The organism is Salipiger abyssi (assembly GCF_001975705.1).
Lineage (GTDB): Bacteria > Pseudomonadota > Alphaproteobacteria > Rhodobacterales > Rhodobacteraceae > Salipiger > Salipiger abyssi.
Genome location: NZ_CP015093.1, coordinates 3709899 through 3731846 on the forward strand (window position 1 = coordinate 3709899; position 21948 = coordinate 3731846).

Consider the following 21948-nt stretch of genomic DNA (forward strand, 5'->3'; position numbering starts at 1 on the left):
CCAAATCCCCGCACCCAGGCCCGGAATCAAGCCGAAGGCGCCGGGCCCAGCGGCTGCCCGTCCGGGCGGGCTGCCGCTTTGGCGACGTCAGCGCTGAGTTGCGAGGTCTTTCGGACTTGGTGGGGATAAAGTACTGGATTCTGCGGCCATTGCGGCACCCCACGGGCAGCCGCTGGGCCCGGCTCCCGTTGCGCGGAAGTCAAAGGGTTGGCTGGAACGATGTTTACCGCCTCACGACAGGCCCAGCTTGTAGAGATGGATCTCGAAGGACGGATGCATCTCGGCGCCGGTCACGCCGGGCCGGAAATGGCGGTAGAGCGAGCGCCAATAGGGCTGCACGATCACCGCATCCTCCTGCAACAGCCGTTCGATCCGCGCCATCACCTCGCGGCGCGTCTCGGCATCGGCGACGGTCAGCGCCTCGGCGACCAGCGCGTCGAACGCGGGATTGGCATAGCCGCTCTCGTTCCAGGGCTCGCCGGAGCGATAGGCCAGCGCCAGCACCTGAATGCCGAGCGGGCGGTGGTTCCACTCGGTGACCGAGAGCGGATAGGCCGTCCAGTCGGACCAGAAGCGTGAGCCGGGCAGCACCGTGCGGCGGACCTTGAGCCCGGCATCGCGCAGCATTGCCGCCGCCGCATCGCCGCTGCGCATGGTCAGCCCGTCGTCGAGCGTGATCAGCTCGTGTTCGAAGGCTGCCAGCCCGGCCTCTTCCATCAGCGGCAGGGCGGCGGCGGGGTCGTATTCCGTTGGGCCGATATCGGCGTAATCGGGATGCACCGGGGCGACATGATGGTTCTGCGCCACGGTGCCGAGGCCGGAATGGCCGAGCTCCAGACAGATTTCATTGTCGATGGCCAGTTGCAGCGCCTTGCGGACGCGGCGGTCCGCATAGGGCGCGCGCCCATCCACGAGTGCGGTCTGGTTTGCGCGCAGCACCACTGTGGAGCCTGTAGAGACCTCCGAGCGCTGCCAGCCGATCTGATCGCCCAGCGCGATGAAATCGCCGATATTCTCGTAGAGCATGTCGATCTCGCCGCGCTCGGCGGCAGCGAGCCAGCTTGCCGGATCGGTGCCGTAATCGAGAAACTCGATGCGCTCCAGCGTGGCGCCGCCAAAGCCCTCGGCCCGTGCGCCCCACCAGTCATGGGCGTGATTGCGCACCAGCACCGCGCGCTCGCCGGGCCGCACGGTTTCCGGCAGGTAGGGGCCGGTGCCGATGGGGGTGTCCAGCATGGTCTCGGGGCTGTGGCTGGCATGAACCACCGCGGCGGGATAATCGGCGAGGTTCACCATCAGCGCCACATCCGGGGCGGCGAGGCGCAGGCGCAGGGTCAGGTCGTCCTCGACGGTGACCGCGCCGTCGCGCAGCTTGCCGGTCTCGCGGTCGACCAGCGCCGCCAGCCGCCCGGCCATGGAATTGCCCTCGGCATCGCGGTCGCACCAGTAGTGGAACATGCGCGCGACATCGGCGGCGGTGAAAGGCTCGCCGGTGTTCCAGGTCACGCCGGGGCGGATATGCAGCCGGTACTCGGTGGCGTCGTCATTGGCCTCCCAGCGCTCCAGAAGCATGCCGCGCACGCTGCCGTCGCGATTGTACTCGACGAGATATTCCAGCCAGCCCCGGGTGATATTGGCGATTTCCGACCAGTCGGCGGTGCGCGGATCCTTGAGCGGGCGCACCTCCGTCTGGATCCGCAGCACCGCGTCCTCGGCCCCTTGCGGCGCCTCCTCCGCGCGGGCCGGCGCCGCGAGCCCGCCCAGCGCATAGGCGCTCGCGGTCCCGAGCCCCAGCGCGGTGACCCTTGTCAGGAACTCGCGCCGGCCGAGCTTTCCCTCGGCCAGCTCGCGGGCATAGAGCGATGCGGCCGGGTGTATCTCCGGTTGCGTCATGCGGTTCTCCTCCTGGCCACGCAGGACCGATCTGCCACCCGCGCCGATGAAAGCCCGGATCGGGCTTTCGGGGCAAGGGGTTTTGCGCGGCGCTCAGCGGTGATGGGCGACGCGGCTGCCGGACGCGCGGGTGCCGCGGCGGATCTCGGTCGGCGAGAGGCCGGTATGGCTGCGGATGAAGCGGGTGAAATAGGGCGCGCTGTGAAAGCCCAGATCGCTGGCGATGCGGTTCACCGGCGGCGCCGGATGGCTCAGCAGCCGGTGCGCCTCGTGCAGCTTGCGCTCGGCCAGCATGGCGGCGGCGGTCATGCCGCAGGCGGCGCGGGCGGTGCGGGTGAGATGGGTCGCGGTGACGCCGAGCGCCGCCGCGTAATCCGACACCCCCCGGTCGCTGCGGAATCCCGCACAGAGCGCGCCGCTGAAGAGCCGCATCAGCCGCTGCCCGGCGCTGTCGCGCCGCGTGTCCTGGGTGCCGGCGGCGATCTGGCGGTGCAGCCAGACCGCGACCAGCCGCGCATGCGCGTCGAGCGCCTCGGTCAGCATGGCGCGGCCCTGACCCGCCTCGCGCAGCATCGCGTCGAGCTCGGCGGTGAGCTCGGCCTGGGCGAATCCCTCGCGGATGCGCAGATGCAGCGGCTCGCCGGGGAAAAACCCGGTGAGCCCTGCCGGGCAATGCATCAGCATGCCGAGGCTCTGCGGCCCGGTCTCCAGCGAAAACAGCGTCCCGGCGGGCAGGAAGAGCGCATTATGCGGCCCGAGCCCGCGCCGCGTGCCGTCGACGATCACCCGGCCCTGGCCCCGCGTCAGCCAGAGCAGCGTATGCTCGGCCCGGTCGTGCAGCAGCCGGTATTGCCAGCCCGAGACCTGACCCAGCGAGACGACGCGCGCCGGCGCCCCGGTCTGGGCGGCGGCGCTCATGCGCCCACCTCTGCCGGGCTGAGCGTCGGCCAGCCCTTCATGCGGGCGCGGAACCAGGTGCGCTGGCGCTTGGCGAATTGCCGTGTGAGCACGGTGGCGCGGGTGGTGACCTCGTCCAGTGGCATCTCGCCGCGCAGATGCGCCATCAGCTCCGCCGCGCCGATGGCCTTGGCCGAGGGCAGGGCGGGCGACCAGTCGGGGAGGTTGGCCCGCGCCTCGTCGAGCGCGCCGCTGCGCAGCATCTTGCGGAACCGCGTCTCGATGCGGGTGTCGAGCCAGTCCTTGGGCGCATCGAAGAGGATGGGCTGCGCCTCGGCGAGCGGCAGCAGCGGCGGCGGCGTCTCGGCCTGCCAGGCGGCAATGCCGCGCCCGGTGGCGCGCAGCACCTCCCAGGCGCGCTGCACGCGCATGGGGTTGGCCAGGTCGATGCGGGCGCGGGTCTCGGGGTCGAGTTCGGCCACCATCGCCGCGAGCTCGCCGGCCTCGAGCCGCGCCATGGCCTCTGCGCGGATTTCCGGCGGGGTGGCGGGGATCTCGGCCAGCCCCTCGGTCAGCGCGGTGAAATAGAGCCCGGTGCCGCCGACGATAATAGGCCGCTCCGGCCCCGCCAGCAGCGGCACCAGATCGCGCAGCCACTCGCCCACCGAATAGGCATGATCGCCCGGCACATGACCGTAAAGCCGGTGCGGTGCGCGCAATTCCTCGGCCTCCGAAGGCCGCGCGGTCAGCACCCTCCAGTCGGAAAACACCTGGATCGCATCGGCATTGACGATCACACCGCCCTGATTTTCCGCGATTTCCAGCGCGAGCGCGGATTTGCCGCTGGCGGTCGGTCCCGCGATCAGCACCGGGCGCCGGGGATCGGGCGCCAGCCGGGTCAGAATATCGGCCACCGCGCCCTCCTTCGCGCCCTCCGCTGCGGCATTGCAGCCGCAGAGGTTTTCCGCCACATATGGCGCCGATCCTAGACCCCCTCGCCGATGGAGCGCAACATGACCGACACCTCGCAGACCACCTTCAAGCGCGTGTTGCTGAAAATCTCGGGCGAGGCGCTGATGGGCGACCAGGGCTACGGGCTGCATCCGCCGACCGTGGAACGCATCGCCCGCGAGGTGAAATCGGTGCACGACATGGGCGTCGAGATCTGCATGGTCATCGGCGGCGGCAACATCTTTCGCGGGCTTGCGGGCTCGGCACAGGGGATGGAGCGGACCACCGCCGATTACATGGGCATGCTGGCCACCGTGATGAACGCGCTGGCGATGCAGTCGGCGCTGGAAGAGCATGGCGTCTTCACCCGGGTGATCACTGCCATTCGCATGGACGAGGTGGCCGAGCCCTATATCCGCCGCCGCGCGGTCCGCCACCTGGAGAAGAAGCGGGTCTGCATCTTTGCCGCCGGCACCGGCAACCCCTATTTCACCACCGATACCGCCGCGACGCTGCGCGCCAACGAGATGGCTTGCGAGGCGATCTTCATGGGCAAGAACGGCGTGGACGGGGTCTATGACAAGGACCCGATGAAGCATGACGACGCGGTGCGCTTCGACAAGATCAGCTATGACGACGTGCTGGCCAAGCATCTCAAGGTGATGGACGCCTCGGCGATTGCGCTGGCGCGGGACAACCACCTGCCGATCATCGTGTTCTCGCTCGACGAGCCGGGCGGGTTCAAGGGCATTCTGGCGGGCGAGGGCACCTATACCACCGTGCATGGCTGAGCAGCGGAGACGGTAGCGGCACCGGCCCGGCGCCGGTGCCTCGGCAGATGTTGTTTTTTGAGTATTTTCAGAAAGATGAAGGGTGAAGGGCTGCGCGCTTGCCCGCTGCGAGGCGGCGGAGCCGAGGCAAAGCGCTATACATCCGGGCGCGCCTGTCCTAGAAAGCGGGCGGAACGACAAACACCTGAGCGGGCAAGACCAACATGTCAGAAGATTTCGAACTCGACACCGACGATCTCAAGCGCCGCATGGATGGCGCCATGTCGAACCTGCGCACGGAATTCGCCTCGCTGCGCACCGGGCGGGCCTCGGCCTCGATGCTGGAGCCGGTGATGGTCGACGCCTATGGCGCGATGACCCCGATCAACCAGGTCGGCACGGTGAACGTGCCCGAGCCGCGCATGGTGACGGTCAATGTCTGGGACAAGGGGCTCGTCGGCAAGGTCGAGAAGGCGATCCGCGAGAGCGGGCTCGGCATCAACCCGCAGCTCAACGGCACCATCATCATGCTGCCGATCCCCGAGCTGAACGAGGAGCGCCGCCGCGAATTGGGCAAAGTTGCCGGGCAATATGCCGAACACGCGCGTGTCGCGATTCGCAACGTGCGCCGCGATGGCATGGACCAGATCAAGAAGGCCAAATCCGACGGCATGTCGGAGGACGACCAGAAGTTCTGGGAGACCGAAGTGCAGGAGCTGACCGACACCTATATCAAGAAGGTGGACGAGGCGCTCGAGCACAAGCAGGAAGAGATCATGCAGGTCTGATCCGGACCGGCGGTGCCAGAAGGTAAAGGGAGGGGCCGGGTATGCCCAAACCGATCCGCGACGGCGCCGGTCCGCGCCATGTGGCGATCATCATGGACGGCAACGGCCGCTGGGCGCAGCGCCGCGGCCGGCCACGGCTGTTCGGCCATCACGCCGGCGCGAAGCGGGTGCGCGAAATCGTCGAGGCCTGCCCCGATATCGGCGTGAAATACCTGACGATCTTCGCCTTTTCGACCGAGAACTGGCGCCGCACGCAATCCGAGGTGGCGGGGCTCATGAGCCTGTTTCGCCGCTATATCACCAAGGAAGCCCGCGCGCTGCGTGAAGAGAACGTGCGGGTGCGCTTTATCGGCGACCGGGTGCGGCTCGACGACAAGCTGGTGACGCTGATGGACGAGCTGGAGCTGATGACCGCCGATTGCACCGGCGTGAATCTCACCATCGCGATCAATTACGGCGGCCGCGACGAGGTGGCGCGCGCCACCAAGCGGCTGGCCGAGGACGTGGCGGCGGGCAAGCTCGACCCGGCGTCGGTCAACGAGGAGACGCTGCCGAAATATCTCGACACCTGCGTGCTGCCCGACCCCGATCTGGTGATCCGCACCAGCGGCGAGGCGCGGATCTCGAATTTCCTGCTCTGGCAGTCGGCCTACGCGGAATACGAGTTCGTCGATACGCTCTGGCCCGATTTCGGCGCCGGCGAGTTCGGCAAGCTGGTCGGTGCCTATGGCACCCGCGACCGCCGCTACGGGGGCGTGAAGGCATGACCGCGTCGCGCTGGACGGATCTGCGGCCCCGGGTGATCTCGGCGGCGGGGCTGATCGTCATCGGCCTCGGCGCGGTCTGGCTCGGCGGGATCTTCTGGCGCGGGCTGATCGCGCTCAGCTGCGGCGTGATGGTCTGGGAACTGGTGCAGATGCTCGACACAGCGCGGCAGCGCTCGTCCCGGGTGCTGGCGCTGGTGGCCGGCAGCTGCGCGCTGGCGGCGATCTACCTGCCGCCGGCGCTGGCGCTGCCACTCTTGCTGCTGCCCTCGATGGCGGGTTTCGGCCAGATGGAGCGCGGCGGCGTGACCTATTCGGTCTTTACCGCGCTGATCATGCTGGCGGGGTACGGCATCATGGCGCTGCGCTCGGATTTCGGCCTGACCTGGATGCTGTGGATGGTGCTGGTGGTCGTGGTCACCGATGTCGCGGGCTATTTCGCCGGGCGCGCCATTGGCGGGCCGAAGCTCTGGCCGCGCGTCAGCCCGAAGAAGACCTGGTCGGGCGCCGTGGCCGGCTGGACCGGCGCCGCCGTGGTCGGGCTGCTCTTTGCCGGCACGACGCATGCGGGGCCGGGGCTGGCAGGGGTCTCCATCGCGATCTCCATGGCCAGCCAGATCGGCGATATCGCCGAGAGTGCCATCAAGCGGCGGGCAGGGGTCAAGGACAGCTCGGCGCTGCTGCCGGGCCATGGCGGGCTGCTCGACCGGTTCGACGGCATGCTGGGCGCGGCGCTGTTCCTGCTGATCGCCGGGCAGATCGTGGATTTCCCGCCGGGGGTGGAATGAGGCGCATCAGTATTTTCGGCGCCACCGGGTCGATCGGACAAAGCACCATCGACCTGATCGCGCGCGACCCGGAAACTTATCATGTCGTCGCGCTGAGCGGTGGCAGGAACGTCGCGCAACTGGCGGAAGACGCACGCAAACTCAACGCCGAGATCGCGGTGACCGCCGAGGTGGCACGGCTGTCCGAGCTGCGCGAGCGGCTGGCCGGCAGCGGTGTCGAGGCGGCGGCCGGAGAGGCCGCGCTGATCGAGGCGGCGCGGCGCCCTGCGGATTGGGTGATGTCGGCCATCGTCGGCGCGGCGGGGCTGCCGCCGGGGCTCGCGGCGCTGGAGCAGGGCGCAACGCTGGCGCTGGCCAACAAGGAAAGCATGGTCTGCGCCGGACCGCTGGTGATGCAGACCGCGCGCGCCCATGGCGGCGCGGTGCTGCCGGTGGACAGCGAGCATTCGGCGGTGTTTCAGGCGCTGATCGGCGAGGATATCGCCGCGGTCGAGCGGGTGATCATCACCGCCAGCGGCGGCGCCTTCCGCGACTGGCCGCTGGAAAAGCTGGCCGGCGCGACGCCCGAAGAGGCCGCGACCCATCCCAACTGGGACATGGGACAGCGGATCACCATCGACAGCGCGTCCATGTTCAACAAGGCTCTGGAAGTTATAGAGACCAAAGAGTTTTTCGATATCGACCCGGCGCTGATCGAAGTGCTGGTGCATCCCGAATCGATGATCCACGCGCTGGTCGGTTTTCGCGACGGCGCGCTGATGGCCCATGTCGGGCCGCCCGATATGCGCCACGCCATCGGCTTCGCGCTGCATTACCCCGAGCGCAAGACGCTGCCGGTGGCGCGGCTCGATCTCGTCAAGCTCGGTCAGTTCACCTTCCGCAACGCCTGCGAAACGCGCTGGCCGGCGCTGCGGCTGGCACGCGAGGTCATGGCGGCTGGCGGGCTCGCAGGGGCGGTGTTCAACGCCGCCAAGGAGCGCGCGCTCGACGCGTTTATCGCGCGGCGCATCGGGTTTCTGCGCATGGCGGAGGTTGTTGAAGAAACACTTAACCGTGTTTCGGCGCAAAGCGGCCTCATTACTGCCGGCATCACCCTTGATAACGTGCGTGCCGCAGACCATTTCGCCCGTGTGACCGCGGACGAGATCATTACCCAAGATTGAGAGGCAGAGCTTTTGGACATCACCCAAATGATCCCGCAATTCGGTGGCGTGCTCTACACGCTGGTCGCTTTCGTGATCGCGCTGTCGATCATCGTGGCCATCCACGAATACGGTCATTACATCGTCGGGCGCTGGACCGGGATCGAGGCGGATGTCTTTTCGCTGGGCTTCGGGCCGGTGATCTGGTCGCGCCATGACAAGCGCGGCACGAAATGGCAGATCGCGGCGCTGCCCTTTGGCGGTTACGTAAAGTTTCGCGGCGATTCGAATGCCAGCGGCGGGGCCGATCTCGACGCCATGTCGCATATGTCGGACGAAGAGCTGCGCCACACGATGAACGGTGCGCCGATCTGGGCGCGGGCGGCGACCGTCGCCGCCGGGCCGGTGTTCAACTTCATCCTCACGATCCTGATCTTTACCGGCATCTTCATGGTGCAGGGCAAGGTGACCGAGCCCTTCACCGTGGGCGAGCTGCGCGCGCTGCCGGTGGCGCAGGATCTGCGCGAAGGCGACGTGATTCTCGAAATCGGCGGTGAGCCGCTGCCCGATTTCACCGATAGCGAGGCGTTCGGGGACTTCATGGAGGCGCTGCCGCATCAGGCGGTACTGCCTTATACGGTAGAGCGCGACGGGCAGGCGACGGAGGTCGATGGCCCCTATGTCTATCCGCCCATCGCCACGCAGATCGTGCCGCGCTCGGCGGCCTACGAGGCGGGGCTGGAGCCGGGCGACATCATCACCGCCATCGACGGCGACGAGGCCTATGCCTTTGACCAGCTCAAGGAAAAGGTCGAGGGATCCGAAGGCGCGCCGCTTGCACTGACCGTCTGGCGCGACGGCGAAGAGCTGTCCGTCGAGATGACCCCCAAACGCACCGACGAACCGCTGCCCGAGGGTGGCTATCAGACCGTCTACCGCATCGGTATCGTCGGCGGGCTGGCCTTTGAGCCGGCGACCGGCATGGTCGGCCCCGTCGAGGCCTTTACCGGCGGGGTGGAGCGGACCTGGTCGATCATCACCGGCTCGCTCTCGGGGCTGTGGAACATGATCGTCGGCAATATCTCTTCCTGCAACCTCTCCGGCCCCATCGGAATCGCCCAGACCTCCGGCGCCATGGCCAGCCAGGGCGGGCAGAGCTTCATCACCTTCATCGCGGTGCTCTCCACCGCCGTGGGGCTGCTCAACCTGTTCCCGGTGCCGGTGCTCGATGGCGGGCATCTGGTGTTCCACGCCTGGGAGGCGGTGCGCGGGCGCCCGCCGTCGGACCGTGCGCTGAACGTGATGATGTCGATCGGTCTGGTGCTGATCCTGGGGCTCATGGCCTTTGCCCTGACCAACGATCTGTTCTGCCCGTAACCGGTCCCGGCGCGCTGGCGAATGCCCAATTGCCAGCGCGACGATGCCGCAATTCAGCCACATTGGACCTCTATTTTAGAGACTGGAAACCACCAGCTACCAGTGTGCCAATATGCAAACGATTCAGTCCGGATATCATAGCCTCGGCCTCCTGCTCAGCATCAACTGGGACCGTCTGCTTTACGTCTTCACGATCATCGCGGCGTTGTATTTCGGTGCCTTTCTGGGATCGCTTTAAAGACAGGGCGCTTCGGCTTTTGACAAGCCGCGCCGATCCCGATACTCACGTTGAAAAATACGGCGGAGTGGATCGGCAGTATGACCAACGGGCTTTGGGGAAACCGTTCCCCGCGTTTTAAGCGCATTTTCAAAACCAGTACCTCGCTCGCGGCGGTTTCTGTCGCGATTTCAATGGCTTTCACGGCGCTTCCGGAACCGGCAGAGGCACAGACCTTCTCGTTCAGCAATGTCTCGATCGAGGGCAATCAGCGCATCGAGCCGGGCACCATTCTGAGCTATGCCGGCATTGCGCGCGGCGCCCCCGTCAGCGCCGCCCAGCTCAACGATGCCTATCAGCGTATTTCCGCCTCGGGCCTCTTCGAAACCGTGGAGATCCTGCCGCAGGGCAACACGCTGGTGATCCGGGTCGTGGAATACCCGACGATCAACCGCATCGCCTTCGAGGGCAACAGCCGCATGAAGGACGAGGATCTGGCGCAGATCGTGCGGTCGCAGTCGCGCCGCGTCTACAGCCCGAGCGTCGCCGAGCAGGACGCGCAGTCCATTGCCGAGGCCTATACCCAGCAGGGCCGTGTCTCCGCCCGGGTGACGCCCAAGCTGATCAAGCGCTCCGAGAACCGCGTCGATCTGGTCTATGAGATCTTCGAGGGCGGCGTGACCGAGATCGAGCGCATCGGTTTCGTCGGCAACGACGCCTATTCCGACCGGCGCCTGCGCCGGGTGCTGGAAACCAAGCAGGCCGGCCTGCTGCGCGCGATCATCCGCTCCGATACGTTCATCGAGGACCGCATCGCCTTCGACCGCCAGCTGCTTCAGGATTTCTACGCCTCGCGCGGTTATGTCGATTTCCGCATCACCGGTGTGAATGCCGAGCTGGCCGAGGAGCGCGACGGCTATTTCGTGACCTTCAATGTCGAGGAAGGGCAGCAGTTCTCCTTCGGCGACGTGACGGTGTCGTCCGATCTGGCCGAGGTCGATCCCGAGCTGTTCCAGAGCGTCGTTAAGCTCAAATCCGGCAAGACCTATTCGCCCTCGCTGGTCGAGAACGAGATCGCCCGGCTTGAGCGGCTCGCCGTGCAGGAGGGGCTGAACTTCGTCCGCGTCGACCCGCGTGTCACCCGCAACGACCGCGACCTGACGCTCGATGTGGAATTCATGCTCACCCGTGGCCCGCGCGTCTTTGTCGAACGCATCGACATCGAGGGCAACACCACCACGCTCGACCGCGTGGTGCGCCGCCAGTTCGACACCGCAGAGGGCGACCCGTTCAATCCGCGTGCCATTCGCGAGGCTGCGGAACGCATCCGGGCGCTGGGATATTTCGCCGACGCCAATGTCGAGGCCCGCGAAGGCACCACGCCGCAGCAGGTGGTGATCGACGTGAATGTCGATGAACAGCCCACCGGCGCCATCGGTTTCGGTGGCTCCTATTCGACAACCAGCGGCTTCGGCGCGGCGATCTCCTTCCGCGAGACCAACTTTCTGGGCCGCGGCCAGATCCTCTCGCTGGGCATCAACACCGCCTCCTCGGCGTCGAGCTACAATTTCAACTTTGTCGAGCCGGCCTTCCTGGGCCGTGACGTCGCCTTCGGTCTCGCACTCGGGTATACCGAGACGGACAACGAATACGCCGAGTTCGACACAGCCGAGGGCGAGTTCCGCCCCAGCTTCAGCTTTCCGATCTCGGAAAACAGCCGTCTGAGCCTGCGCTACACCGCGCGGTACACGGATATTTCGAATACCGACGACGACGATGCCGGCCAGGTCATCCGCGCCGAAGAGGAGGATGGCAGCCGCATCGACAGCAGCATCGGCTATACGTTCAGCTATGACACGCGGCGCACCGGGTTGAACCCGAATGCCGGTGTGCTGCTGGAGTTTGGCCAGGATTTCGGCGGCGTCGGCGGCGACACCAGCTTCATCAAGACCAACCTGCGCGCGGTCGCGCAGACCAAGGTCTGGAACGAAGAGGTCACGCTGCGCGCCTCTTTCGAGGCCGGGGCACTGCATTATTCCAGCGGCGAAAGCCGGGTCACCGATCGGTACCTGCTGAGCGATTCCACCATGCGCGGCTTCGAATACGGCGGCATCGGCCCGCGCGAATACGATTCCACCACCGATGTCGATGACGGCCTTGGCGGCAACTATTTCGCCGTGGCGCGGCTCGAGGCGGAATTCCCCATCGGTCTGCCTGAGGAATACGGTATCTCTGGCGGTGTCTTCTACGATATCGGCTCGGTCTGGGGGCTGTCGGATTCCACCAAGGATTCGACCACGAACAAGATCCTCTATGACGAGTTCAAGGCCCGACAGGTGGTTGGCGTCTCGGTGTTCTGGGACTCTGCCTTCGGCCCGCTGCGGCTGAACTTCTCGCGCCCGGTGCAAAAGGAAGAGCACGACCGCGAACAGAATTTCAGCCTGTCGATCTCGACCGAGTTCTGAGATGGCAGGGCTGTTTCGGCTCTGGGCGCTGGCGCTTGGGCTGAGCTTTTCCTGCGTCGCGGCTGCGGCGCAGGACAGCGTGCAGCCCGGCGTCGTACAGAGCCAGATTCTGACGGTGGAGATCGACCGGCTGTTTGCCGAGAGCGCCTATGGCCAGCGCATCACCCGCATGCTCGAGGCCGAAGGCTCTGAGATCGCGGCGGAAAACCGGCGCATCGAGGCAGAGCTTACGGCCGAGGAAAAGGATCTCACCGAAAAGCGCGCGACGCTGAGCCCGTCGGAGTTCCGCGCGCTGGCCGAAGCCTTCGACCAGAAGGTGCAGGAGCTGCGCCGCGAGCAGGACACCAAGGCACGCTCGCTCGGCAATCTCTCGGAAGAGCGCCGCCGCCAGTTCCTCGCCGCCGCCGAGCCGGTGCTGGCGCAGCTCATGCGCGAGGCCGGCGCGGCGGTGATCCTCGACAAGCGCACGGTGTTCCTGTCCGCCGGGGTGATCGACATCACCGACACAGCCATCGCCAGGATCGACGCCGCCATCGGCGACGGTGCGCCGCAGGGCGAGACCGGCGGCACGGCCACCGAAGAGGCGCCCGCCGCGCAGGAATAGCGCCCCGCGCGGTGTGGCGGCAGCCACGGCGCAGCTTGCCCCAACGCCGCGCTATTGCTAGGGACGTCTGCGATAAATGGAGTTGAAAGGCCAAGAATGACCGAGCCCCTGCTTTCCGCGGATATCGATCTTATCCTGCGCATCCTGCCGCATCGTTACCCGTTCCTGCTGGTGGACCGGGTGGTCGATATCGACGGCTACAAATCCGCGGTCGGCATCAAGAACGTCACGATGAACGAGCCGCATTTCCAGGGGCATTTCCCGGGTCAGCCGATCATGCCGGGCGTCACCATCGTCGAGGCGATGGCGCAGACCACAGCGGTGATGGTGGGGGTCGCGCTGGATCTCGCCGACAAGGATCTCAAGGTCTATTTCATGTCCATCGACAAGTGCAAATTCCGCCGCATGGTGCGCCCCGGCGACCAGCTCCGCATGACGCTCAATACGCTGCGCGGGCGCCCTGGCGGCAAGATCTGGAAATTCGGCGGCGTGGCCGAGGTCGATGGCGAGATGGCCACCGAGGTCGAATTCACCGCGATGATGGACCTGCCGACGTGACCCAGCCGGAGATCCATCCCAGCGCCTATGTCGAAGAGGGTGCGCAGATCGGCGACGGCTGCCGCATCGGCCCGTTCTGCCATGTCGGTCCGCAGGCCGTCCTGGGCAAAGGCGTCGAGCTGAAATCGCATGTGGTGGTCACCGGCGAGACCGAGATCGGCGACGAGACGATCATCTTTCCGTTTTCGGTGATCGGAGAGATCCCGCAGGATCTCAAGTTCAAGGGCGAAAAGACCCGTCTGGTGATCGGCAAGCGCAACCGCATCCGCGAGCATGTCACCATGAACTGCGGCACCGAGGGTGGCGGCGGCGTCACCCGCGTCGGCGACGACGGGCTGTTCATGGCGGGCTGCCATGTGGCGCATGACGCGCAGGTGGGCGACCGGGTGATCCTGGTCAACCACGCATCGGTCGCCGGCCATTGCGTGCTCGAGGACGACGTGATCGTCGGCGGTCTTTCCGGCGTGCACCAATGGGTGCGCATCGGGCGCGGCGCGATCATCGGCGCAGTCACCATGGTGACCAACGACGTCATTCCCTACGGTCTGGTACAGGCGCCGCGCGGCAAGCTCGACGGGCTGAACCTCGTCGGCCTCAAGCGCAAGGGCGTCAGCCGCAGCGACATCACCGCGCTGCGCGCCGCCTTCCAGATGCTGGCACAGGGCGAGGGCGCCTTTGCCGACCGCGCCAGACGGCTCGGCGACGAGACCCAGAGCGCCTATGTGCGCGAGATCGTCGCCTTCATCCTCGGCGACAGCGACCGCCACTTCCTGACGCCGGGCTGAGCCCGGTGCTGGCGCTGATCGCCGGGCAGGGCGCCCTGCCGCGCGCGGTGGCCGAGGCCGCGCCCGAGCCGCCGCTGATCTGCGCGCTGGAGCCCTACCGCCCCGAGGGGCTCGACGTGGACAAGAGCTTCCGCATCGAGCGTCTGGGCGGCTTCCTGCACTGGCTGAAGGCGCGCGGCGTCACGCGGATCTGCATGTGCGGCCGGGTGCGCCGCCCCGAGATCCGGTTCACGCGGCTCGACTGGCGCACGGCGCTGATGCTGCCCGCCATCCGCCGCGCGATCCGGCGCGGCGATGACGGCGCGCTGCGCATCGTCATCAGCCTGCTCGAAGAGGCGGGATTCGAGGTGGTGGGCGCGCATGAGGTGGCGCCGGCGCTGCTGATGCCGGAGGGCGTGGCGACCCGCGCGCAGCCGGGGCCGGATCTGGCGCGCGACATAGCGCTGGCCGACCGGATCAGCGTCGATCAGGGCCGCGCCGATCTCGGCCAGGCCTGCGTGATCCGTGAGGGTCGCGTGGTGGTGCAGGAAGACGATGCCGGCACCGACGCCATGCTGGCGCGCCTGCCCGAAGCCGCCCCCGGCACCGGCGGCATTCTCTTCAAGGGGCCGAAATTCCGCCAGGAGCGCCGCGCCGATCTGCCGGTGATCGGGCCGAATACCGCCAAAGGCGCCATTCGCGCCGGGCTTTCCGGCATCGTCATCGACGCGCGCGGGGTCATGGTGCTCGACCGGCCCGCGCTGCTCCGCCGGCTGGATGAGGCCGGTCTCTTTCTTCTGGCACGGAAGGTCTGACCCATGCATGTCTTCGTGATCGCGGGCGAGCCTTCGGGCGACAGGCTGGGGGCTGCGCTGATGGCCGGGCTCAGGGGCAGGGTGCCCGATATCCGCTTCACCGGCATCGGCGGCGAGCGCATGCTGGGCGAGGGGCTCGACAGCCTGTTTCCCATGGACGAGATCTCGATCATGGGCATCGCCGAGATCCTTGCGCAATACCGCCACCTCAAGCGCCGCATCCGCGAGACCGCCGAGGCGGTGATCGCCGCAAAGCCCGATGTGTTGGTCACCGTCGATCTGCCGGAATTCTCGCTGCGCGTGGCCAAGCTGGTCAAGGCGCGCTCCGATATCCGCGTGGTGCATTACGTGGCGCCCACGGTCTGGGCTTGGCGCCCGGGGCGTGCGGCAAAGATGGCGCGTCATGTGGATCAGGTGCTGGCGCTGCTGCCGTTCGAGCCGCCCTATATGCAGGCTGCCGGCATGCGCTGCGATTTTGTCGGCCACCCGGTGGTGACCGACCCGCAGGCGAGCGCCGCCGAGGTGGCGGCGTTCCGCGCCCGCCACGGGCTGGGCGAGGCGCCGCTGGCGCTGATGCTGCCGGGCTCTCGGCGCTCCGAGGTGACGCGGCTGGCGCCGGTCTTCGGCGAGGTCGCCGCGCGGCTGCACCGCGACCGCCCCGATCTGCGGTTGGTGCTCCCGGCGGCGGCGGCGGTGGCGGGGCTGGTGCGCGAGCTCTGCGCCGGCTGGCCGGGCGCACCGCTGATCCTCGATCCCGCGCGCCTGGGCGACGCGATGGCGACAGAGAAACGCGCGGCCTTTGCCGCCGCGGATGTGGCGCTGGCGGCCTCCGGCACGGTCTCGCTGGAGCTGGCGGCGGCGGGCACGCCGATGGTGGTGGCCTACGATATGGGCTTTCTGTCGCGCCAGATCATCGGGCGGCTGCTGCGCGTCGACACGGTGACGCTGGTCAATCTGGTCTCCGAGACCCGCGCGGTGCCGGAATTCATCGGCGAGGCCTGCCGCCCCGATCCCATCGCAAAGGCGCTGCTAGGCGTGCTCGACGCGCCGCAGGAGCAGGCCCGCGCCATGCAGCTCACCATGGAGCGGCTCGGACGCGGCGGCCCGCCGCCGGGCGAACGCGCCGCCGACGCGGTACTCTCCGGCCTCGCAAACGCGACCTGACCGAAAAAGGCGCGGCCCCTTATGAGGTGCCGCGCCCGCATCTTCATCTTTCTGCAAATACTCAACCCCGGCGCCGCAGGCGCCGCGCTCAGCCCATGCGCTCGGAGGCGTAGCTGCCCGGCGAGGCCGGGAACACCACCGTCTTGTTGCCGTTCAGGAACACCCGCCGGTGGATATGCGCGTGGATCGCCCGGGCCAGCACCGAGGCCTCCACATCGCGCCCCAGCGACACGTAATCCTCGGGCGACTGCGCATGCGTCACCCGCACCGTGTCCTGCTCGATGATCGGGCCTTCGTCGAGATCGGCGGTCACGTAATGCGACGTCGCGCCGATGAGCTTCACCCCCCGCTCGAACGCCTGCTTGTACGGGTTCGCGCCCTTGAAGGACGGCAGGAAGGAGTGGTGGATATTGATGATCCGTCCCGACATCTTCTGACACATTTCATCCGAGAGGATCTGCATGTAGCGCGCAAGCACCACCAGCTCGGCGCCGGTTTCCTCGACCACCTCCATGATGCGGCGCTCGGCCTGCGGCTTGTTCTCCTTGGTGACCTTGATGCAGTGGAAGGGGATGTCGTGGTTCACCACCACCTTCTGATAGTCCATGTGGTTCGAGATCACCGCCACGATGTCGATCGGCAGCGCGCCGATGCGCCAGCGATAGAGCAGGTCGTTGAGACAATGGCCGAAGCGCGAGACCATGATGATGACCTTCATCTTCTGGCTCTCGTCGTGGAAGGCGTAGTCCATGCCCAGCGTCCCGGCGACATCGGCAAAGGCGCTCTCCAGCATGGCGAGATCGGCACCGGTCTCGCTCTGGAAGCTCACCCGCATGAAGAAATTGCCGGTCTCCAGATCGTCGAACTGGGCGCTGTCGGTGATATTGCAGCCCTGTTCGGCGAGGAACGTGGCGATGGCGGCCACGATGCCGCGGGTCGAAGGGCATTTGACGGTCAGGGCGTAGGAGCTCATCCGGCGGATCCTGTAAAAGGGTGGGTTGTCGCTGCGGGTCTGGGTGGCGCGCGCGGCGTCCGGCGTCAAGCCCGCTCTCTGCCTCTAGCCGGTATTCCGCGCAGCGCGCGGCCCGGGCGCGACCTGATCCGGTCAGCCAGCGACATGCTGCACCGCAACGGCGGGGTGACGGGGACATTTGACTTGTGAAAGCGCTTTGAACGTCTTAACCGGAAAGGAGCGGCTTGCCGCAAAAGGGTCGCGGGGGCAAAATTCTCCGCCTCGCCGGGCCGAGCGGCCTCCGTCAGACCACCCTACGCCAAAAGAGATTTCATGACCGAGAGCTCCTTCAGCGCCAGATTGTCCGAACTGCTCCGCTTCATCTATCCCGAGCTGGACGCCCATATTCTCACCAGCCAGGTGATCGAGGCGTTCTGGCCCGAAGAGAAGCACCGCCGCAAACAGCCGCGCAAGCCGGGCAACAATCTCTGGACGCAGAACGACGCGGTGCTGATCACCTATGGCGACAGCCTGATCGACGGTTTTCACAAGCCGCTCGACCTGATGCATGATTTCCTGCTCACCCATATGAAGGGCGTGGTGAACGGGGTGCATATCCTGCCGTTCTTTCCCTTCACCTCCGATGACGGGTTCGCGGTCACCGATTACCGCAAGGTGAATCCGCAGCTCGGCGAATGGTCGGACATCACCCGCATCAGCTCCGAATTCCACCTGATGTCGGATCTGGTGCTGAACCACGTTTCCAGCCAGGGGGTGTGGTTCAACGCCTACCGGCAGGGGCAGGCGCCCTATGACAAGTTCTTTTTCGAGGCCGATCCGTCCGACGATGTCTCGATGGTGGTGCGCCCGCGCACCACGCCGCTCCTGCAGGAGGTCGAGACGGCGATGGGCACCCGGTATGTCTGGTGCACCTTCAGCCACGACCAGATCGACCTGGATTTCCGCAATCCCGAGGTGCTGTTGGAGATCATTCGCATCATCCGGCTGCATATCGACATGGGGGTGCGGATCATCCGGCTGGATGCGGTGGCCTTCCTGTGGAAGCAGCTCGGCACCAACTGCATCCACCTGCCGCAGACCCATGCGGTGATCCAGCTCATGCGGCTGCTGATGGATTACACCACCGAGACGGTGATCCTGCTGACCGAGACCAATGTGCCCAAGGCCGAGAACCTCAGCTATTTCGGCCGGCGCAACGAGGCGCATGTGGTCTACAACTTCCCGCTGCCGCCGCTGATCCTGCACGCGATGATGTCGGGCAGCGCGAAATACCTGATCGACTGGCAGCGCACCATGCCACCGGCGCCGCTGGGCTGTGCCTATCTCAACTTCACCGCCAGCCATGACGGCATCGGCATGCGCCCCGCCGAGGGGCTGCTGCCGCCGCCCGAGATCGGCCAGGTGATCGACACGATACGCGAGATCGGCGGGCTGGTCTCGATGCGCTCGCTGCCCGGTGGCGGCGAGGCGCCCTATGAGCTCAACTGCTCGTATTTCGAGGCGATGGGGCGCACCTTCCAGGGCGCCGACGATCATCACTTCGCGCGCTTCCTCTGCTCGCAGACCATCATGATGTCGCTGGAGGGGATCCCGGCCTTCTACATCCATTCCATGCTGGCCACGCCCAACGATCTCGAGGCGGTGGAGCGGCGCGGCATGAACCGGGCGATCAACCGCCACCGCTGGAACTATCCCGAGCTTCAGGAGCGGCTCGCCGATCCGGAAAGCTTGCACGCACGGGTGCTGGCGGCGCTGTCGGAGCGGCTGAAGCTGCGCGCCGAGCAGCCGGGCTTTCACCCCAACGCGACGCAGTTCACGCTGAATCTCGACCAGCGCATCTTTGGCCTCTGGCGTCAGTCGCTCGACCGCGCGCAGTCGATCTTTGCGCTGCACAATGTCAGCGGCGAGACGATCGAGATCCCGGCGGGCGATCTCAACCTGATCGCCGACGAGAAGTGGGTCGACCTTTTGAGCGGCGAAGAGGTCACGGCAGGCGCGGTGGAGATGGCACCCTATCAGTGCCGCTGGATCACCAACTTGGTCTGACTCGTCAGGCGGTGCCGCATTTCCGCCTTTCTGCTCGAAGGTTTCGCCAGAGAATCCGATTCGCGTCTTTTTTTCGTCGAATGATTCGCATTTTTTGGACGGCGGGCCGTGGCATTGGCGTCCAATCCCTTCCGCTAGGGTAGATTGACCACGCTGCCGGAACAGAGATCGCCACATTTTCCGCAAAGGTCCTAAGAAATCGCGTCACGGCACGGCGCCCGCGAACTGTTTCCCACGCCCCGACAATATGCCGCGTATCGGCCGTGACGGCGATGCCAGACGGCCTTGTTTTATTGAGGAAGAGGCAGGGGCAACCCCTCCGAAACCGGAAACAATGCTCTCAAATGCGCCCCGGAACACCTTTGAAAATTTGGTGAAAACTTGCCGATCATCCGACCGATACGCCCCTTTTGCGCCATTTTCCGCTTTGAGTGGATGCGCAGCGGCCTTATTAATTCCTCAAGCCCAACTGGGGGGTGAAGACTGCTGGCCACGGGGGCGGCCGCTGAACTGTCTTGCATCCGCATGGATGCGTTAGGGACGCGCAAGGGGAGAAGCCCCGCCGCCGCCACGGCGTTCTTTGTCCACGTAGAATGTGGGTTGAGGCACGCGATCCCGACGCAGACCTTGCAGGCATGACGAGCGACGAAACCAGGCGGCACAGTGCTGTGCTGCCACCGTGGAAGCGGTTCGGGGGCCTGTCCCCGTCTGACGTAATGAGGGTCGAAAACAATGGCTGATCTGGTTCTGGATTGGAGCGCGCTCGGCGCTTACGGCACCAACCTTGACGACACCGCGCCCGATGGGGTGAGCGCCACCGTCGATACCGGCGGCGTGGCCGTCGACATCACATTTACCGCGCAGGACGACGAGGCCCAGGCCTTTACCGTCACCTATGACGGTTACGTGCCCGAGGGATCCGACTTCGATCCCAATTCGCACCTCAAGCTGTTCGGCACCGGCGGTGACGGCGGCGGCACCGTGTCCTCGACCTCAACCACCGTGCTCGATTTCCGCGCCAGCAACGACACTTACGGCGATTCGGTTGAGAATGTTTCGTTCCTGCTGAACGACGTCGATGGCGGCACGGGCGGCGATCTCGGCGATCTGGCCGAATATGCCCGCCTGCTTGGCGGCGAGGGCGAAAGCTTTCAGGACAATGTGACCATTCTCGCCTACGACGCCGAGGGCAACCCGGTCGAGGTGAACATGACCGCGCTCGGCGGCGGCACCAGCCTGAGCGGCGATACGGCCACCGGCGACGAGGTCACGTCCTTCGCGGAGCAGGACGGCACCGTTCAGGTGAACATCGCCGGGCCGGTTTCGCGCATCGAGGTCGTTTACGAGAACGGTGGCAACTCCACGCAGGGTGTGCTGATCTCCGACGTCAACTTCTCGACCACCGACAGCGGCGACGACATGCCGGTGGCGGTTGACGATGCGGTGACCACCGATGAGGACGTGGCCGTCGTGATCGACGTGCTGGCCAATGACAGCGATCCGCAGGGCGATCCGCTGACCGTGACCGGCGCCACCGCGACCAACGGCACCGTGACGGTCAACGATGACAACACGCTGACCTTTACGCCCGATGCCGATTACAACGGCCCGGCGGATATCACCTACACGGTCCAAGATCCCGACGGCAACTCTGCCTCGGCCAATGTCGCCGTGACGGTGACCCCGGTGAACGACGCGCCGGTCGCAAATGACGACACCGCCGACACCACCGAGGACACGCCGGTCACCCTCGACCCGACGCTCAACGACACCGATGTCGATGGCGATCCGCTGACCATCTCCGATCTCGGCGATCCGGAAAACGGCACCGTGACGCTGAACGAAGACGGCACCGTGACCTATACGCCCGACAGCGGCTATACCGGCAACGACACGATCCCCTACACCGTCGATGACGGCAATGGCGGCACCGATGACGGGCAGATCGTCGTGACCGTCGGCGAGGACACGACGCCGGGCGAGAACGGCGCACCCGACGCGGTGAACGATCTCTATGCCACCACGCAGACCTCGCCGGTCACCTTCGACCCGACCGAGAACGACAGCGATCCCGATGGCGACCCGCTGACGATCACCTCGCTGGGCGACGCGCCGAACGGTACCGTGACGCTGAACGAAGACGGCACCGTGACCTTCGTCGCGGACGAGGATTTCACCGGCTACGACTCGTTCACCTATACGGTCGATGACGGCAACGGCGGCAGCGACAGCGCCTTCGTCACCGTCGAGGTGCTGCCCTGCTTCACCCCCGGCACGCTGATCGCAACCCCGCAGGGCGAGCGTCTGGTCGAGGATCTCGAGGTCGGCGACCGGGTCATCACCCGCGACAACGGCATCCAGGAGATCCGCTGGATCGGTCGCAAGGATCTCACCGGCCACGAGCTGGCGCGCAAGCCGCATCTGCGCCCGGTGCTGATCCAGCAGGGCTCGCTGGGCAAGAGCCTGCCCGAGCACGACCTGCTTGTCTCGCCGAACCACCGTGTGCTGGTGGCCAACGACAAGACCGCGCTTTACTTCGAAGAGCGCGAGGTGCTGGCCGCAGCCAAGCACCTGACCGGTCTCGACGGGGTGGACGAGGTGGAGACGCTGGGTGTGAGCTATATCCACATGATGTTCGACAACCACGAGGTGGTGCTGTCGAACGGCGCGTGGACCGAAAGCTTCCAGCCGGGCGACCAGTCGCTGAAAGGTGTCGGCGATGCGCAGCGTCAGGAAATCTTCGAGCTCTTCCCGGAGCTTGAGCACGAAGAGGGCCTCAAGGCCTATGGCGCGGCGCGCCGCTCGCTGAAAAAGCACGAGGCGCAGCTCCTGACCAAGTAAGGGCCCGCTCCGGAACGGAATATGCAGCTCGTTCCGGTGCGTCTCGACCCTGCGCCGGAACGATCAGGGGAAACGGGGCGGTATTCACCGCCCCGTTTTTCTGTTTAATACCATCTGCCGCGGCCTGTCTT

The 21948-nt window shown here is 66.2% G+C and carries 18 protein-coding genes; 14 read left to right on the forward strand and 4 right to left on the reverse strand.

Going from position 1 to position 21948, the window contains the following annotated elements:
* Positions 1-231 precede the first annotated feature (231 nt).
* The 3 genes from Ga0080574_RS21640 to miaA all read right to left on the reverse strand — a co-directional run bounded on the left by Ga0080574_RS21640 (position 232) and on the right by miaA (position 3704).
* A complete protein-coding gene (locus tag Ga0080574_RS21640; protein ID WP_076704420.1) occupies positions 232-1893 on the reverse strand; it encodes an ABC transporter substrate-binding protein in 1662 nt (553 codons plus the stop codon).
* 93 nt (positions 1894-1986) lie between these two features.
* Positions 1987-2811 (reverse strand): helix-turn-helix domain-containing protein, encoded by an 825-nt coding sequence (locus Ga0080574_RS21645; RefSeq protein ID WP_076704423.1) that lies wholly within the window; start codon positions 2809-2811, stop codon positions 1987-1989.
* Positions 2808-3704 carry a tRNA (adenosine(37)-N6)-dimethylallyltransferase MiaA gene (gene miaA, locus Ga0080574_RS21650; protein ID WP_083716979.1) on the reverse strand — a complete coding sequence of 299 codons (897 nt, stop codon included), beginning with the start codon at positions 3702-3704 and terminating at the stop codon, positions 2808-2810. The genes Ga0080574_RS21645 and miaA overlap by 4 nt, the downstream gene beginning before the upstream one ends.
* A 99-nt stretch (positions 3705-3803) precedes the next feature.
* On the opposite strand from miaA, the gene pyrH reads away from it, so the two are divergent.
* From pyrH to lpxB, 12 genes are all read left to right on the forward strand, one after another.
* Positions 3804-4532, forward strand: coding sequence for a UMP kinase (gene pyrH / locus Ga0080574_RS21655; protein WP_198039756.1), 729 nt, complete (start codon positions 3804-3806; stop codon positions 4530-4532).
* A gap of 203 nt (positions 4533-4735) precedes the next feature.
* On the forward strand, positions 4736-5299 hold the full coding sequence (gene frr / locus Ga0080574_RS21660; RefSeq protein ID WP_076704428.1) for a ribosome recycling factor: 564 nt from the start codon (positions 4736-4738) through the stop codon (positions 5297-5299).
* A gap of 41 nt (positions 5300-5340) precedes the next feature.
* A complete protein-coding gene (uppS, locus tag Ga0080574_RS21665) occupies positions 5341-6066 on the forward strand; it encodes an undecaprenyl pyrophosphate synthase (protein WP_076704431.1) in 726 nt (241 codons plus the stop codon).
* Positions 6063-6851 carry a phosphatidate cytidylyltransferase gene (locus Ga0080574_RS21670; RefSeq protein WP_076704434.1) on the forward strand — a complete coding sequence of 263 codons (789 nt, stop codon included), beginning with the start codon at positions 6063-6065 and terminating at the stop codon, positions 6849-6851. Before uppS ends, Ga0080574_RS21670 begins: the two co-directional genes overlap by 4 nt.
* On the forward strand, positions 6848-8014 hold the full coding sequence (dxr, locus tag Ga0080574_RS21675; protein ID WP_076704448.1) for a 1-deoxy-D-xylulose-5-phosphate reductoisomerase: 1167 nt from the start codon (positions 6848-6850) through the stop codon (positions 8012-8014). The genes Ga0080574_RS21670 and dxr overlap by 4 nt, the downstream gene beginning before the upstream one ends.
* Before the next feature lie 12 nt (positions 8015-8026).
* On the forward strand, positions 8027-9370 hold the full coding sequence (gene rseP / locus Ga0080574_RS21680) for an RIP metalloprotease RseP (protein ID WP_076704461.1): 1344 nt from the start codon (positions 8027-8029) through the stop codon (positions 9368-9370).
* A 318-nt stretch (positions 9371-9688) separates the two neighbouring features.
* Positions 9689-12052 carry an outer membrane protein assembly factor BamA gene (gene bamA, locus Ga0080574_RS21685; protein ID WP_076704464.1) on the forward strand — a complete coding sequence of 788 codons (2364 nt, stop codon included), beginning with the start codon at positions 9689-9691 and terminating at the stop codon, positions 12050-12052.
* 1 nt (position 12053) lies between these two features.
* Positions 12054-12656, forward strand: a complete 603-nt coding sequence (locus tag Ga0080574_RS21690) for an OmpH/Skp family outer membrane protein (RefSeq protein WP_076704466.1) — start codon at positions 12054-12056, stop codon at positions 12654-12656.
* A gap of 96 nt (positions 12657-12752) precedes the next feature.
* Positions 12753-13214 (forward strand): 3-hydroxyacyl-ACP dehydratase FabZ, encoded by a 462-nt coding sequence (gene fabZ / locus Ga0080574_RS21695; protein WP_076704469.1) that lies wholly within the window; start codon positions 12753-12755, stop codon positions 13212-13214.
* Positions 13211-13999, forward strand: coding sequence for an acyl-ACP--UDP-N-acetylglucosamine O-acyltransferase (lpxA, locus tag Ga0080574_RS21700; RefSeq protein WP_076704471.1), 789 nt, complete (start codon positions 13211-13213; stop codon positions 13997-13999). The genes fabZ and lpxA overlap by 4 nt, the downstream gene beginning before the upstream one ends.
* A 5-nt stretch (positions 14000-14004) precedes the next feature.
* Positions 14005-14793: an LpxI family protein gene (locus tag Ga0080574_RS21705; RefSeq protein ID WP_076704474.1), complete on the forward strand. Its 789-nt coding sequence runs from the start codon at positions 14005-14007 to the stop codon at positions 14791-14793.
* A 3-nt stretch (positions 14794-14796) separates the two neighbouring features.
* Positions 14797-15957: a lipid-A-disaccharide synthase gene (lpxB, locus tag Ga0080574_RS21710; RefSeq protein WP_076704476.1), complete on the forward strand. Its 1161-nt coding sequence runs from the start codon at positions 14797-14799 to the stop codon at positions 15955-15957.
* An 88-nt stretch (positions 15958-16045) separates the two neighbouring features.
* Here lpxB and purU read toward each other — a convergent pair whose 3' ends face one another.
* Positions 16046-16930 carry a formyltetrahydrofolate deformylase gene (gene purU, locus Ga0080574_RS21715; protein WP_076704478.1) on the reverse strand — a complete coding sequence of 295 codons (885 nt, stop codon included), beginning with the start codon at positions 16928-16930 and terminating at the stop codon, positions 16046-16048.
* 312 nt (positions 16931-17242) lie between these two features.
* Between purU and Ga0080574_RS21720 the strand changes: the two genes are divergently transcribed.
* Positions 17243-18976, forward strand: a complete 1734-nt coding sequence (locus Ga0080574_RS21720; RefSeq protein WP_076704480.1) for a sugar phosphorylase — start codon at positions 17243-17245, stop codon at positions 18974-18976.
* A gap of 732 nt (positions 18977-19708) precedes the next feature.
* Entirely contained in the window at positions 19709-21817 is a 2109-nt protein-coding gene (locus Ga0080574_RS21725) for an Ig-like domain-containing protein (RefSeq protein WP_076704483.1), read from the forward strand.
* Positions 21818-21948 lie beyond the last annotated feature (131 nt).